This window comes from Pseudomonas grimontii, assembly GCF_007858185.1.
Lineage (GTDB): Bacteria > Pseudomonadota > Gammaproteobacteria > Pseudomonadales > Pseudomonadaceae > Aquipseudomonas > Aquipseudomonas grimontii.
The window spans coordinates 20320-34359 of sequence record NZ_VFES01000022.1; the positions used below are offsets into that span (position 1 = coordinate 20320).

The window sequence follows — 14040 nt, forward strand, 5'->3', positions numbered from 1 at the left end:
CAAGCATCAAGCGCTAAGCTGTAAGCTTGTGGCTGAAAGCTTACAGCTTGCGACTCGCTTTTAACCTACCCATCGTTCTGCGAAGGATTTTCCGGATGTTGTCGCGCCTTTCCGTCGTCACCTGCTGCCTGTCTCTTGCTGCCTTGTGCGCCGCCGGTTCTGCAGCCGCCTTGCAGTTGCCCTTGCCACCACCCGGTGAAGACATCGTCGGCCAGGTGCAGGTGATCAAGGCCAAGTACGAAGATACTTTTGCCGACCTGGGCACTACCTATGACCTGGGCTATTCGGAAATGGTCGCGGCCAATCCGGGGATCGATGCCTGGTTGCCGGGAGCAGGGACCGAGATTGTCCTGCCGACGCGCTTCATTCTGCCGCCGGGGCCTCGGGAAGGCATCGTGATCAACCTGGCTGAATATCGGCTTTACTACTTCCCCAAGGGCCAGGACGTGGTCTACACCTTCCCGCTGGGGATTGGTCGTGAAGGCTGGGGCTCGCCCATTGCTCACACCAGCATTATTGCCAAGACGCCGAACCCGACCTGGACTCCGCCGGCCTCGATCAAGGCCGAGCACGCCGCCAACGGCGACCCGCTGCCCAATGTGGTGCCGGCCGGCCCGGACAACCCTCTGGGGCCGTTCAAGTTCACCCTGGGGACGCCGGGTTACCTGATTCACGGTTCAAATATGAAGTTCGGCATCGGTACGCGCACCAGCCACGGCTGCTTCCGCATGTTCAACAACAACGTGCTGGAAATGGCCGGTATGGTGCCGGTGGGGACGTCGGTGCGCATCATCAATGATGCCTACAAGTTCGGCAGCAGTGGCGGCAAGGTCTACCTCGAAGCACATACGCCCTTGAACGACGACGGCACACCGTCGGTGGTCGACAAGCACACGGCAGTGATCAATGCCTTGCTCAAGCGTGAAGACCTGGCCAATAACCTGCGGGTGAACTGGGATCAGGTGCGTGATGTCGTCGCGGCCGAAGATGGCCTGCCGACTGAGATCGGTGTGCCAGGTGCTGCACCGATAGCTTCCAGCGCGCCGATCGACCTGCAGCAATAAGCGTCTGGTCCGCTCCTGAGCCCGCCACGGCCTTGCGCTGCGGCGGGCTTTTTATTGCGCAGGGTTCAGGTACGAATCGCAGGCAATAAAAAGCCGATCCAAGAATGGATCGGCTTGATAACAACCCCGAGGGATTATTACTTGCGGCTAGCTTTTTCAAGCATACGCAGAGCGCGCTCGTTAGCTTCGTCAGCAGTCTGTTGTGCTTTTTGAGCAGCAGCCAGAGCTTCATCAGCTTTACGGTAGGCTTCGTCTGCACGGGCCTGGGAGCGAGCTGCTGCGTCTTCAGTTGCAGTCAGACGAGCTTCGGTTTCTTTGGAGACGCTGCTGCAACCGGTAGCCAGAACTGCGGCCAGAGCCAGAGCAGAGAATTTCAGAACGTTGTTCATCGTGTTCCCCTTCAAGGACTTTCTATTAAATGGCTACTTTCTCAGAGTGAGCTAATAGCCGGCGTACATACTACCCATTACTTGTAGTAAGTAAACTGACGTAGCGCAAGAAGCAAAAAAAATTCTCGCGCCGAATCTATTTTGGCTAACCTTTTGAAGGTTTGTATAAAAACCGTCCAATTTTTTTCAGTCGGATGAAGATTGGATCCAGGCTGAAAGCTCCGGCCCGCATGTGCCGAGCCTGGCAATCAGATGAAAATTTATATATCTGCGCCGACACTTTGGTTGCGTTTGACGTTGCTTGCCAGAGTATCTTTTACGCATGTAGAGGTGACTTTAAGAGCGCCTGTTCGTCTCAAGGTTCAACTGCCGGCAATGTTCAGGCTTTCGGTCACCGGTTGATCGAGGCCCTTTCTATATCCGCCAGTGGCAGGGATGACGGGTACGTCTTGAGCAATTACAGGATTGGTGCCTACTATTCCCTACGTGCTGGTTGTGAGCGCTATAGGTTTTCTCGTTGTCGAAACCGGCACGGGGTGGCGTAGATGTTCCTTCGCCGGAAAAACATCGGTAAGGTAGGGGTCAGAATCCAAGACCCGCGAGGAGTAGTGATGAGCGAGGCGTTGTCCATCCACCATGACCAGGCTGGTCATCAGTTCGAGACCAATGTGGACGGTCATCGTGCCTATCTGACCTATATGGACCTCGGGAAGCAGACCCTGGACATCTATCGGACCTTCGTGCCCAACGCACTGCGCGGCCGTGGCATTGCAGCCGCGTTGACCGAGGAAGCGTTGAAGTTCGCCGAAGAGCAAGGCTACACGGTGATACCGTCGTGCTCCTATGTCGAACGCTACATGGAGCGCCACCAGCGCCATGCCGCGAAGCTTTGACGCATTAAACGCAGCATGAAAAACGCCGGGCTCAGCCCGGCGTTTTTGTGTGCGCACACTTCAGATACAGGTTCAGGTGCGCTTGCGTTTCGGCAATACGTCCTTGAGCTTGGCATGCATGCTGCGCAGGGTGTTCTCGGTGGCGGACCAGTCGATGCAGGCATCGGTGATCGACACGCCGTACTGCAAGTCGGCCAAGTCCTTTGGAATCGCCTGGCAGCCCCAGTTCAGGTGGCTCTCGACCATCAGGCCGATAATCGACTGGTTGCCTTCAAGGATTTGGTTGGCGACGTTTTCCATCACCAGCGGCTGCAGGGCCGGGTCCTTGTTGGAGTTGGCGTGGCTGCAGTCGACCATGATGTTCGGCTTGATCTTGGCCTTGTTCAGCGCCTGCTCGCAGAGCGCGACGCTGACCGAGTCATAGTTGGGCTTGCCGTTACCGCCGCGCAACACCACGTGACCGTAGGCATTGCCCTTGGTGGTGACGATGGAGACGCCGCCTTCCTGGTTGATACCCAGGAAACGGTGAGGGCTCGAGACCGATTGCAGCGCGTTGATCGCCACGGTCAGGCCGCCGTCGGTACCGTTCTTGAAACCCACGGCCGAGGACAGGCCGGACGCCATTTCGCGGTGGGTCTGCGACTCGGTGGTACGTGCGCCGATGGCCGACCAGCTGATCAGGTCCTGCAGGTACTGCGGGGAGATCGGGTCGAGGGCTTCGGTGGCGGTGGGCAGGCCCATTTCGGCCAGGTCCAGCAGCAACTTGCGACCAATGTGCAAACCGTCCTGGATCTTGAACGAGTCGTCCAGGTACGGGTCGTTGATCAAACCTTTCCAGCCGACGGTGGTACGCGGCTTCTCGAAATAGACGCGCATCACCAGGTACAAGGTGTCGGACACTTCAGCCGCCAGCACTTTGAGGCGCTCGGCGTATTCGTGGGCAGCCTTGAGGTCGTGGATCGAGCAAGGCCCGATCACGACGAAGAGGCGGTGGTCGGTGCCGTCGAGAATGTCACGGATGACTTCGCGGCCTTTGGTGACGGTCTGCAGGGCAGCGTCGCTCAAAGGGATTTCGCGCTTGAGCTGATCGGGTGTGATCAGTGTCTCGTTGGATTCGACGTTTAGGTCATTGATCGGTAAATCAGCCATCGTGTTACTCGCCAGGGTCACGGGTGCCGGCCGCCAGCCATCCCCGTGCGGCGGGCACAGCATGATTTGAATGCAGGGGGGAGGAACCTTAGCGCGTAACACGGGCCCGCGACAATGGGCAAAGCCCGCTTTAATCCAGCGTTGGCCGCACAAACGTCTCATGGGCAAACTCGCCGGCATGGCGCGCCACCCACTCACGGGCCAGGGCTTCAAGTTGCTGCGGAGTCGGTTCGGCATCTTCATGCTGGCGGCAGTAGCGCTCTATCCGGCATGCTTGCTCACCCATTCGTGCACCGAACAACGCATGCTCGTCGGTAAACGAAATGCCCACGCGGTAGCCGTTTTCCACCTTGCGACACCACGCCACATACCCCGGATAGCGGGCCGTGGCACCGAGGGAGGGAATGTGCAGGTCAACGGCCGTGCCCTGGCGCCATGCGCGGGGCCAATTGCAGGCGACGCCGCCCAGGCCGATAGTGAGCAGGCGTTGGCGGGGAATGGCGGGAGAGGGGCGTTGGATTAACTCGACAGCGACATCATCAGGGTGAGGTAAAAAACGACCCATGTACACGGACTCCGAGCACCGTCCAATTGACGGCGGTGGCAGCAGTATAGTGAAGGAACTGGAATTGACCGACCTGGATATTGACCAGCAATTGCTGGGATTGCCAGGTATTTCGCTGGTGGTGTTCACCAGCGTGGGATGTTCCAGTTGCCGTTGGGCGCGCCAGCAATTGCCGGACTGGCGTTTGCCGGTGGACCGTTTGTGTTGGGTGGATGCCGGGCACAACGGCGGTGCGGTCGAACGCTACCAGATCTTTCATTTGCCCGCGTTGTTTGTGGTGTGCGAGGGTCAATTCCTCGGGCAGATACAGACACGCCTTACGCTTTCTGACCTTGTCGACACCATTAACCAAGCGCTTAGCCGCACTCCAGAGGATCTGCCATGACAGCACAGTCGCCACGCATTGGCATTATCGGCACCGGCGCCATCGGTGGTTTCTACGGCCTGATGCTGGCCCGCGCGGGCTTCGACGTGCACTTTCTGTTGCGCAGCGAATACGCGGCGGTCAGCGAGCACGGCCTGCGCGTCAATAGCCGTGTGCATGGCAACCTGCAGCTGCACCCGGTGCAGGCCTACGCCCGTGCCGCCGACATGCCACCGTGCGACTGGTTGCTGGTGGGCACCAAATCCACCGGCAATGTCGAGCTGGCCCCGACCCTCGCCCAGGTCGCGGCGCCGGACGCCAAGGTGGTGTTGCTGCAAAATGGCCTGGATGTCGAGGACAGTCTGCGTGAACACCTGCCGCCATCCCTGCATCTATTGGGCGGGCTGTGCTACATCGGCGTACACCGCTCTGCGCCTGGCGTCGTCGAGCACCAGGCGTTGGGCCGGGTCAACCTGGGCTACAACAGCGGCACGGCGGCCAACGATGAGAGCCGCCAGAAGGCTATTGTCGAAGCCGGCGCTGCGTTGTTTCATAAGGCCGGCATCGAGTCCCAAGGCATGGCCAATGTGCATCAGGCGCGCTGGCACAAACTGGTGTGGAACGTGCCCTACAACGGCCTCTCGGTGTTGCTGGGCACCGGCACCACGGCGATGATGGCGGACGAATCCAGCCGCGAGCTGATCCAGGCGCTGATGGCCGAAGTGGTGCAGGGCGCCCATGCCTGCGGCCATGAAATCCCCGGCAGTTACGCCGAGCAGATGTTCGCCATGACGCAAACCATGGACGATTACCTGCCCAGCATGTACCACGACCATATACACAAGCGCCCGCTGGAACTGGCGGCGATCTATGCGCGACCGCTCGCTGCCGCGAAGGCTGCGGGTTGCGAGTTGCCGCGAATGCAGGCGCTGTACCAGGCCTTGAGTTTTATTGATCGGCATAACCGCTGATTCGGGGGATGTACCATGGCAAAGGGATTGGGCGACAAACTGGTGCTGGCGATTTCCTCGCGGGCGCTGTTCGACCTGAGCGACAGCCACAAGGTCTACCTGGCCCAAGGGGTGGAGGCCTACCGCAAATACCAGATCGAACACGAGGAAGAGATCCTCGAGCCCGGTGACGCCTTTCCGCTGGTCAAGAAGCTGCTGAGCCTCAATGCCAGCCTGGGCCGTGCTCGGGTCGAGGTGGTGCTGGCGTCGCGCAACAGTGCTGACACCGGCTTGCGCGTGTTCAATTCTATCCAGCATTACGGCCTGGATATTTCCCGCGCAGCCTTTGTAGGTGGGCGTAGTCCTTATCCTTATTTGGCCGCTTTTGGCTGTCATCTGTTTCTTTCCACCCATGCTGAAGATGTCCGCAGTGCCCTCGACGCCGGCTTTGCCGCCGCGACGATTCTGTCGGGTGGTCCGCGCCGGGCTTCCAGCGAGGAACTGCGGATCGCCTTTGACGGTGACGCGGTGCTGTTCTCCGATGAGTCGGAGCGCGTGTATCAGGCCGGTGGGCTGGAGGCATTCCAGGCCAGCGAGCGCGAGTCGGCGCGGCAGCCATTGCACGGCGGGCCCTTCAAGGGTTTCCTGGCGGCACTCAACTTATTGCAGCGTGAGTTTCCGGACGAGGCCTGCCCGATCCGCACGGCCCTGGTGACCGCCCGTTCGGCGCCTTCTCACGAGCGGGTGATTCGGACCTTGCGTGAGTGGGACATCCGACTGGATGAGTCACTGTTTCTCGGCGGCCTGGAGAAGTCCGCATTCCTCGAGGCGTTTGCCGCGGATGTGTTTTTCGATGACCAGGCCGGTCACTGCGAGAAAGCCAGGGAGGTGGTGGCCACCGGGCATGTGCCCCATGGCATCAGTAACGAGGTGAGGATTCAAGCCGAGACTTAGGGGCGCTGCTAAGCTCATTCAATCTCCTCCATCCTGGCCGTCCGGGAGGTTTTATGATTCGTTCGATGCTGTACGCCACGGACCTTGGTCTGTATGCGCCGTATGTGATGCAGCATGCACTGGCGCTGGCGCGAACGTTCAAGGCAGACCTGGATGTGATTCATGTGGTCGAGCCCATCGGGTTGTTCGCCGAATCGGTGTTGCAGAGCTACCTTGATGAGAGGGCCTTGAGTGAATGGCAGAGCCAGGGGCTGACCACTGTCATGGCAACCATCGAGCAACGGGTGCTGGACAGTTTTCGTGAAGAGTTGGGGGAGGGGGAGCAAGACCTGGAGCTGATTCGCTCGGTACGGGTGATCCAGGGGGATCCGTGCGAAGTGATACTCGAGCAGTTGCGCAAACTGTCCGTCGACCTGCTGATCGTCGGCAGTCACAGCCATGCCACGGCGGCCGCCACTCCGCTTGGGCGCACCGCCGCGCGGGTGCTGCAGCTGTCTACCGTGCCGGTTTACCTGGTGCCTTCGTTACAACGTCGACGCAGTGATGACGTGTGATGGGTGAGAAAAGGATAAAAAGTTCTAGATTTATCCGTCGAACCTTTAATATAGTTATATACCGTCGCTGATACCCGTGGCGTCTATCTGCTTTGAGGGATACATATGAAGCTTCAACAACTGCGCTACATCTGGGAAGTGGCGCACCACGACCTCAACGTTTCCGCTACCGCTCAAAGCCTTTACACCTCGCAACCCGGTATCAGCAAGCAGATCCGCCTGCTCGAAGACGAGCTGGGCGTCGAAGTGTTCGCGCGCAGCGGCAAGCACCTCACCCGTGTCACACCGGCCGGTGAACGCATCATCACCACCGCTGGCGAGATCCTGCGCAAAGTCGAGAGCATCAAGCAGATCGCCCAGGAATTCTCCAACGAGAAGAAAGGCACCCTCTCGATTGCCACGACTCACACCCAGGCGCGTTACGCATTGCCGCCGGTGATCCGCGATTTCATCAAGCAATACCCGGACGTGGCGCTGCACATGCACCAGGGTTCGCCGATGCAGATCGCCGAGATGGCCGCTGACGGCACCGTCGATTTCGCCATCGCCACCGAAGCCCTGGAGCTGTTCGGTGACCTGGTGATGATGCCGTGCTACCGCTGGAACCGTTGCGTCGTCGTGCCCCAAGGCCACCCATTGGCCAAGTTGCCGAAGCTGACCCTGGAAGCCCTGGCTGAATACCCGATCGTGACCTACGTCTTCGGTTTTACTGGCCGCTCCAAGCTCGACGAAGCCTTCAGCCATCGCGGTCTTACGCCAAAAGTGGTGTTCACCGCCGCCGACGCCGACGTCATCAAGACCTATGTGCGCCTGGGCCTGGGCGTGGGTATCGTTGCCAAGATGGCCGTCGATACCAACCTCGATAAAGACCTGGTAGTGCTGGATGCCAGCGAGCTGTTCGAGTCCAGCGTGACCAAGATCGGCTTCCGCCGTGGCACCTTCCTGCGGGGCTTCATGTGCGACTTCATCGAGAAGTTCGCCCCGCACCTGACCCGTGAAGTCATGGCCAAGGCGATCCAGTGCCACAACAAGCAGGAACTGGAAGAGCTGTTCGACGGCGTGGAGTTGCCCGTCCATTAAGGGGTTTATTTGGCCTCGGTAACCGTAAAGTGTTGCCGGGCGCCTGCCACCAGAATCTCCACCTCATCACCTTCGAACTTGCCCAGCAGGCTTTTGCCCAGGGGGGAGCGCGGGGTGATGACGGTCACCGGTTGGCCGACCACGTCCACCTTCAAACCCGCCGCATCCGGTGCCAGGAACAGCCACTGCTGGCGGCCGTTCTCGTCCTCCAGGCCCAGTAGCGTGCCGACTTCTATGCCACATTGATCATCGTACGCACGCAGTGGCAGGTTCTGGCACAGCGCCAACGCCTGCTTGATTTCCTCGACGCGCTTGGCTTGCCCGGCTGCCAGGTAAGACGCCTCCAGCCCGAGGGTGTCGTATTTGTTTTCGGCGATATTTTCTTCGTGGGTCGCGGTTTCGTAAGCGGTCTGCGCGGCGCGCTGGGCGATGTCGAGGTCGGCGGTGAGCTTTTCCAGGATCAACTGGTGAACGGCGTGTTTATTCATGGTCATCAATCGCAGAATTGCAGGACATTGGCCCGGGTCTTTTCATTGGGTGCGTTCTGGTCCTGTTGCAGCCAGAACTGGCATTTGGGGTTGGACAGGTTGCGCGTGTTGTTGCGGGCCTGGTCCAAGGCTTGCTGTTGTTCCTGCTTCTGCAGGTTCTGTTGGTACTGCTCGAACATACGGTTCGGCGGCTCCGGTGCAACCGGTGCAGGTTTACCCAGTTGCTGAACAGCCTGGGCCACGGGCGCCAGGCTTTGCGGGAATAGATAGCGCGACGCCAGCCAGGTGGTCAGCGCGATGGCGATAAACCCCAGCCACACCCCCAGGGCAATGGCGAGGGTGAGCTTGGGCAGCGACAACGAGCGATCGGACATGATGGCCTCCTGGCAGGCATTAACGGCATGGCGGCGATTGTCGCACAGCTACTGTGCAGAATAATCGCGATCAAGCCTTCTGCATCAGCGCATTTATGCGGACAATCGAGCCTTTGAGCGTTGGAGCCCGGAATGAGAGCCCGCTGGGATATTTTTTGCAGCGTCGTCGATAACTACGGCGACATTGGCGTGACCTGGCGCCTGGCCCGGCAATTGGTGGCTGAGCAGCGGTGCGAGGTGCGCTTGTGGGTCGACGACCTGCGCGCCTTCGAGCGTATGTGTCCCGACATTGATGTGCGCCTGGACCAGCAATGGCAAGAGGGTGTCGATGTGCGCCATTGGCCGGCCACGTGGTCGAGCGCTCCGGCAGCCGATGTGGTGATCGCCGCCTTCGCCTGCCAGTTGCCGCCTGACTACATGGAAGCCATGGCCGCGCGTGAACGCACACCGTTGTGGATGAACCTGGACTATCTCAGCGCCGAAGATTGGGTGGTGGGGTGCCATCGGTTGCCGTCGGTGAAGTTCAAGGGTGTGCAGAAGTACTTCTTTTTTCCGGGTTTCCGACCCGGCACCGGGGGGCTGTTACGCGAGGCAGGGTTGCTGGAGCAGCGTCAGGCGTTTCAGCAGGATGCCGATGCGCAGCGGCAATTCCTGCAAGCCTTGGGTGTGTTTCCGGCAGCTGGTGCGCGGCTCATCTCGTTGTTCGCCTACGAAAACGCCGGGTTGGCCAGTTGGCTGGACGTACTGTCGACAGACGGGCGCGTCACGCATCTCTTGGTACCGGAAGGGCGCATCCTCGGGGATGTGCAGCATTGGCTCGGCGTAGAAGGCCTGTCGGTGGGAGACGTTCATCAGCACGGCGCCCTGACCGTGCAGGTGCTGCCGTTTGTGCGCCAGGAGCAATATGACCGCCTGCTGTGGTGTTGCGACTTCAACGCCGTGCGCGGCGAAGACTCGTTCGTGCGCGCCCAATGGGCGGGGCGGCCGCTGCTGTGGCACATCTATCGCCAGGACGAAGACATCCACCTGGACAAGCTCGACGCCTTCCTGGACCTGTACACCGCCGCCCTGTCGCCGGCCGCAAAGGTCGCCTTGGTCGAACTCTGGCAAGCCTGGAACACTGATGGCGATATGGCACAACCGTGGAAAATGCTGCTGGAGCACTGGCCTGAGCTTAGTCAGCACGCGCAGACGTGGTGTCTGGAACAAGGCTTGCAGGCCGATCTTGCGACGGCGCTGGTACAGTTTTATGAAAGTTGGATATGATACGCGACCTTGATTTTTGTAAATCCCATCCAAATTTCGGATATACGCAATGAAAACTGGTAAAGAACTGAAACCCGGTACAGTGATCCGTCTCGAAAACGACCCTTGGCTGGTTCAGAAAGCTGAGTTCACCAAGTCTGGTCGTAACAGCGCAATCATGAAGACCAAGCTGAAGAACCTGCTGACCGGTTACAAGACCGAGATCGTCTACAGCGCCGATGACAAACTGGACGACGTGATCCTCGACCGCAAAGAAGCGACCCTGTCCTTCATCAGCGGCGACACCTACACGTTCATGGACACCACCGACTACACCATGTACGAGCTGAACGCTGAAGATATCGAAGCCGTTCTGCCGTTCATCGAAGAAGGCATGGAAGACGTCTGCGAAGCTATTTTCTTCGAAGAGCGCCTGGTTTCCGTAGAGCTGCCGACCACTATCGTGCGTAAGGTTGCCTACACCGAAGGTTCCGCTCGCGGTGACACTTCGGGTAAAGTGATGAAGCCTGCCAAACTGAGCAACGGTACCGAACTGCAAGTAGCCGATTTCATCGAAATCGACGACCTGATCGAGATCGACACCCGCGAAGGCGGTTCGTACAAAGGTCGCGCCAAGAAGTAATTCTGGCCCCGCCGATACGAAAAAGCCCGACCTTGCGTCGGGCTTTTTCGTGGGCGCTGCTTTTTACTTCAGGTGTTGCTTCAGCTCGTCCGATGCCTGCAGCAAGGCCGAACGCACTGCGGGTACCTGGCTGACCACATTGAGCAAACCGTAGTCGTGGATCATGCCGTTATAGCGCACGGCTGTTACGGGAACCCCGGCCTGGTCCAGCTTGCGCGCATAGGCTTCGCCTTCGTCACGCAACACATCGGCACCGGCAGTCTGAATCAGCGCGGGCGGCAAGCCCTTGAGCTGATCCGTGGTCGCCCGCAACGGCGAGGCATAGATCTCGGCCCGCTGGTTGGCGTCGGTGGTGTAGTTATCCCAGAACCACTTCATCATGTTCCTGGTGAGGAAGTGTCCTTCGGCGTACTGGTTGTAGGACGCCGTTTCGAAGTTGGCATCGGTCACCGGCCACAACAGCAACTGGAACTTGATCGCGGGTGTGCCCTTGTCCTTGGCCATCAGGCTGACGACGGCTGCCATATTGCCACCGACACTATTGCCCGCGACCGCCAGCCGTTTGCCGTCGACGTTGATGTCCTTGCCGTGCTCGGCGACCCACTTGGTTGCGCCGTAAGCCTGGTTGATCGCCACCGGGTAGTGCGCTTCCGGTGAAGGCGTGTAGTTGACGAAGACCGCCACGGCCCCCGAGCCCACCACCAGGTCGCGCACCAGGCGCTCGTGAGTCGGGTAATCCCCCAATACCCAGCCGCCGCCGTGAAAGAACATGAACACCGGCAATGTGCCCTTGACCCCGGCTGGCCGCACGATGGTCAGGTCGAGCGGCTGGCCATCGACCTGAATGGTCTTCTGGCTCACGTCCGCCTTGGGCAAGGTCAACTTCACACCGGCCTGGGCCCCCGTCAGTACGGCGCGGGCTTCCTTGGGCGTCAGTTGTTCCATCGGCTTGCCGGTGCCGGCGTTCAACACATCCAGGAAGGCCTGGGTAGTGTGTTCAACGTCGCCATTGGCGGCGAAAGCGTGAGTGATGGACAGGGCGAGCAGGCTGCCGGTCAGCACTTTGGCAAATGTGTTCATGTTCTTCTCCAGTGACAGCAGCAGTGGTTAGACGGTTACGTGCAGGCGCACATCGACGTTGCCACGGGTGGCGTTGGAGTACGGGCAGACTTGGTGAGCGGCGTCGACCAGGCTTTGCGCATCGTCCTGGTCCAGGCCTGGCAGGCTGACGTGCAGGTCGATATCCAGGCCGAAACCACCAGGGATCTGGCCGATGCCGACGTGGGCAGTGATCGAGGCATCGTCCGGGATTTTGCGTTTGGTCTGGCTGGCGACGAATTTCAGGGCGCCGATAAAGCAGGCCGAATAACCGGCAGCGAACAGTTGTTCCGGGTTGGTTGCCTGGCCACCGGCGCCGCCCAATTCTTTGGGGGTGGAGAGTTTCACATCGAGGATGTTGTCGCTGGAAACAGCGCGACCATCACGGCCGCCGGTGGCGGTGGCTACTGCGGTATAGAGCGTTTGCATGGTGTCGTCCTCTTGGTTTATAGCGCTAATATTTTGCGCGCTAAGTAGTTGGTGAGATGAATGTATAGCGCTAATGTTTAGTGCGCAAGATAAATGTATAAATATTTTTTCAGTCGCTGCAAACCAATGTGGGAGGGGGCTTGCTCCCGATAACGGTGTTTCAGCCAAAAGATTCGTCGACGGATAAACCGTCATCGGGAGCAAGCCCTCTCCCACATGTTGAGTGTTTTGCTGTGTTTAGATCGCGCTCTGCAGGTTGCCCCGCAACGTAAGCAAATCAGCCTGCAGCTTGCGCAATTGGTCCAGCTCCAAACCGCTGGCGCCGAGAATGCACTGGGGAATACCCATGGCCTTCTCCTGCAAGGCACGTCCAGCGTCGGTCAGTTCCACCACTACCACGCGCTCATCTTCACGGCTGCGGGTGCGGCTGAGCAGGCCTTCGGCTTCCAGGCGCTTGAGCAGGGGCGTAAGGGAGCCCGGGTCGGTCAGCAGGCGGCTGCTGATTTCGCCGACGGTCAAACCATCTTCTTCCCACAGCACCATCATGGCCAGGTACTGCGGGTAGGTCAGGCCGAGAGCTTGCAGCAGCGGTTTGTAGACCTTGGTCATGAGCAGCGACGTGGAGTGCAGGGCGAAACACAGTTGATTGTCCAGCAATAGGGATTCGCAAGGGGCGGGATTTTTGCTCATGGCGGTGCCTCAAAAAAGCGTGTCTGCCCTGGAATCTAGCGGGCAAATCTTTAATGCGCCAGATAATTCTGTCTGGCTGGTCAGACCAGGCCGCTTTGCAGTGCCAGATCCCAAGGCGGCACGGGGCTGAATCGGGACTTGAGGTATTCCAGCAGCAATCGGCTGCGCGCATTGGGCTGCTGTTCCAGGCGCAATGCGTAGATCCCGGTGGTCTCCGGGCTGGGCAGGCCGTCTTCGCAAAACAGCGGCAGCAACTCCCCGCGTACCAGGTACTCACTGGCCAGCCAGGTGGGAAGGTGGGCGATGCCGAGCCCGGCGAGAGCACCCGATAACAGCGCTTCAGCGTTGTTGGCACTCATGCGGATGCGCCGCGGGCGGTACGTTGCACGGCGCCCATCCATTTCGAAGCGCCACGCGAACATCGGCGCCAGGCCGTCCCAGTCCAGGCCGTCATGCTCGCTCAATTCGCGGGGGTGGGCCGGGGTGCCACGGCTTTTCAGGTAGGCCGGACTGGCGCAGGCGATGCGCACGATACTGGCCAGGGGCGTGGCGATCAGCCGTGTATCGACGATATGCCCCGCGCGCAGCACCAGGTCGACCTTGCCCAAGTGCGCGCCCTGCATATCGACAAAGCTGTCGATCAGGTGCAGGTGCACATCCAGCCCCGGGTACACATTCAGAAAGTCCGCGATCACTGGCGCCAGATGCCGTCGACCAAACGCTGCCGGGGCGTCCACGCGAATCAGGCCTTCGGGTGCATGGCTCAGGGAGGCGGCTTCCGCCCGCGCCAGTTGCAACTCGCTGACGATCCTGCGTGCCCGCTCGGCGAAGGCCAGGCCCGCCGGGGTCGGCACCACCGCATGCGTGCTGCGCTGGAACAAGCGGCTGCCCACGGAGCTTTCCAGGCTGTCGATACGCCGCGCCACCGCCGAGGGCGTCAGCGGATGGCGACGTGCTGCAGCGGAAAAGCTGCCCGTTTCCAATACATCGAGAAACAGACTCAGTTGATCGGTCAGCGTATGAGGATTCATCGGCGCGTGCTTGTGCGAGATTGGCATAGCCATTGTGCGTTGCTGTGCGTTTCCGCGCCAGAGTCGACTGCGTAGCATGC

Annotated in this window: 18 protein-coding genes; 9 read left to right on the forward strand and 9 right to left on the reverse strand. The window is 59.8% G+C overall.

The window, feature by feature from the left end; genetic code table 11:
• The first annotated feature begins 95 nt into the window (after positions 1–95).
• Positions 96–1064 carry a L,D-transpeptidase family protein gene (locus tag FIV39_RS26615; RefSeq protein ID WP_090407325.1) on the forward strand — a complete coding sequence of 323 codons (969 nt, stop codon included), beginning with the start codon at positions 96–98 and terminating at the stop codon, positions 1062–1064.
• Between the two features lie 137 nt (positions 1065–1201).
• Here the strand turns inward: FIV39_RS26615 and oprI are convergent, their stop codons facing one another.
• Positions 1202–1453 carry an outer membrane lipoprotei OprI gene (gene oprI, locus FIV39_RS26620; RefSeq protein ID WP_003172710.1) on the reverse strand — a complete coding sequence of 84 codons (252 nt, stop codon included), beginning with the start codon at positions 1451–1453 and terminating at the stop codon, positions 1202–1204.
• Between the two features lie 611 nt (positions 1454–2064).
• On the opposite strand from oprI, the gene FIV39_RS26625 reads away from it, so the two are divergent.
• Positions 2065–2346 (forward strand): GNAT family N-acetyltransferase, encoded by a 282-nt coding sequence (locus FIV39_RS26625; RefSeq protein ID WP_027606976.1) that lies wholly within the window; start codon positions 2065–2067, stop codon positions 2344–2346.
• A 72-nt stretch (positions 2347–2418) separates the two neighbouring features.
• Here the strand turns inward: FIV39_RS26625 and FIV39_RS26630 are convergent, their stop codons facing one another.
• Together FIV39_RS26630 and FIV39_RS26635 are read right to left on the reverse strand one after the other, a co-directional pair.
• The gene (locus FIV39_RS26630; protein WP_053130701.1) at positions 2419–3495 is read right to left on the reverse strand and encodes a 3-deoxy-7-phosphoheptulonate synthase; all 1077 of its coding nucleotides are present in this window, start codon (positions 3493–3495) and stop codon (positions 2419–2421) included.
• A 130-nt stretch (positions 3496–3625) separates the two neighbouring features.
• Positions 3626–4060, reverse strand: a complete 435-nt coding sequence (locus FIV39_RS26635) for a PilZ domain-containing protein (RefSeq protein WP_090407322.1) — start codon at positions 4058–4060, stop codon at positions 3626–3628.
• Here FIV39_RS26635 and FIV39_RS26640 point away from each other — a divergent pair.
• The 5 genes from FIV39_RS26640 (at position 4059) to cysB (ending at position 7962) form a co-directional block, all read left to right on the forward strand.
• On the forward strand, positions 4059–4445 hold the full coding sequence (locus tag FIV39_RS26640; protein ID WP_090407319.1) for a thioredoxin family protein: 387 nt from the start codon (positions 4059–4061) through the stop codon (positions 4443–4445). The genes FIV39_RS26635 and FIV39_RS26640 overlap by 2 nt on opposite strands.
• The gene (locus FIV39_RS26645; RefSeq protein WP_090407316.1) at positions 4442–5395 is read left to right on the forward strand and encodes a putative 2-dehydropantoate 2-reductase; all 954 of its coding nucleotides are present in this window, start codon (positions 4442–4444) and stop codon (positions 5393–5395) included. Before FIV39_RS26640 ends, FIV39_RS26645 begins: the two co-directional genes overlap by 4 nt.
• 15 nt (positions 5396–5410) lie before the next feature.
• A complete protein-coding gene (locus FIV39_RS26650) occupies positions 5411–6328 on the forward strand; it encodes a 5'-nucleotidase (protein WP_090407313.1) in 918 nt (305 codons plus the stop codon).
• Positions 6329–6381: 53 nt separating this feature from the next.
• Positions 6382–6882: a universal stress protein gene (locus FIV39_RS26655; protein ID WP_090407311.1), complete on the forward strand. Its 501-nt coding sequence runs from the start codon at positions 6382–6384 to the stop codon at positions 6880–6882.
• A gap of 105 nt (positions 6883–6987) precedes the next feature.
• Complete coding sequence (cysB, locus tag FIV39_RS26660) at positions 6988–7962, forward strand: HTH-type transcriptional regulator CysB (RefSeq protein ID WP_003189876.1); 975 nt, start codon at positions 6988–6990, stop codon at positions 7960–7962.
• A 5-nt stretch (positions 7963–7967) separates the two neighbouring features.
• On the opposite strand, the gene FIV39_RS26665 is transcribed toward cysB, so the two are convergent.
• Positions 7968–8450: a GreA/GreB family elongation factor gene (locus FIV39_RS26665; RefSeq protein ID WP_090410098.1), complete on the reverse strand. Its 483-nt coding sequence runs from the start codon at positions 8448–8450 to the stop codon at positions 7968–7970.
• A gap of 5 nt (positions 8451–8455) precedes the next feature.
• A complete protein-coding gene (locus FIV39_RS26670; RefSeq protein ID WP_090407308.1) occupies positions 8456–8824 on the reverse strand; it encodes a hypothetical protein in 369 nt (122 codons plus the stop codon).
• 132 nt (positions 8825–8956) lie between these two features.
• Here FIV39_RS26670 and earP point away from each other — a divergent pair, with 132 nt between their 5' ends.
• Positions 8957–10090, forward strand: coding sequence for an elongation factor P maturation arginine rhamnosyltransferase EarP (gene earP, locus FIV39_RS26675; RefSeq protein WP_090407305.1), 1134 nt, complete (start codon positions 8957–8959; stop codon positions 10088–10090).
• Positions 10091–10139: 49 nt separating this feature from the next.
• Complete coding sequence (locus FIV39_RS26680; RefSeq protein ID WP_003172723.1) at positions 10140–10712, forward strand: elongation factor P; 573 nt, start codon at positions 10140–10142, stop codon at positions 10710–10712.
• Between the two features lie 63 nt (positions 10713–10775).
• Here FIV39_RS26680 and FIV39_RS26685 read toward each other — a convergent pair whose 3' ends face one another.
• The 4 genes from FIV39_RS26685 to FIV39_RS26700 all read right to left on the reverse strand — a co-directional run bounded on the left by FIV39_RS26685 (position 10776) and on the right by FIV39_RS26700 (position 13960).
• Positions 10776–11792 carry an alpha/beta hydrolase gene (locus FIV39_RS26685; RefSeq protein ID WP_146371650.1) on the reverse strand — a complete coding sequence of 339 codons (1017 nt, stop codon included), beginning with the start codon at positions 11790–11792 and terminating at the stop codon, positions 10776–10778.
• Between the two features lie 27 nt (positions 11793–11819).
• Positions 11820–12239 carry an organic hydroperoxide resistance protein gene (locus tag FIV39_RS26690; RefSeq protein WP_090407298.1) on the reverse strand — a complete coding sequence of 140 codons (420 nt, stop codon included), beginning with the start codon at positions 12237–12239 and terminating at the stop codon, positions 11820–11822.
• Between the two features lie 237 nt (positions 12240–12476).
• Positions 12477–12929: a MarR family winged helix-turn-helix transcriptional regulator gene (locus FIV39_RS26695; protein ID WP_090407295.1), complete on the reverse strand. Its 453-nt coding sequence runs from the start codon at positions 12927–12929 to the stop codon at positions 12477–12479.
• An 80-nt stretch (positions 12930–13009) separates the two neighbouring features.
• On the reverse strand, positions 13010–13960 hold the full coding sequence (locus FIV39_RS26700) for a LysR family transcriptional regulator (RefSeq protein ID WP_090407292.1): 951 nt from the start codon (positions 13958–13960) through the stop codon (positions 13010–13012).
• Between the last annotated feature and the right edge of the window lie 80 nt (positions 13961–14040).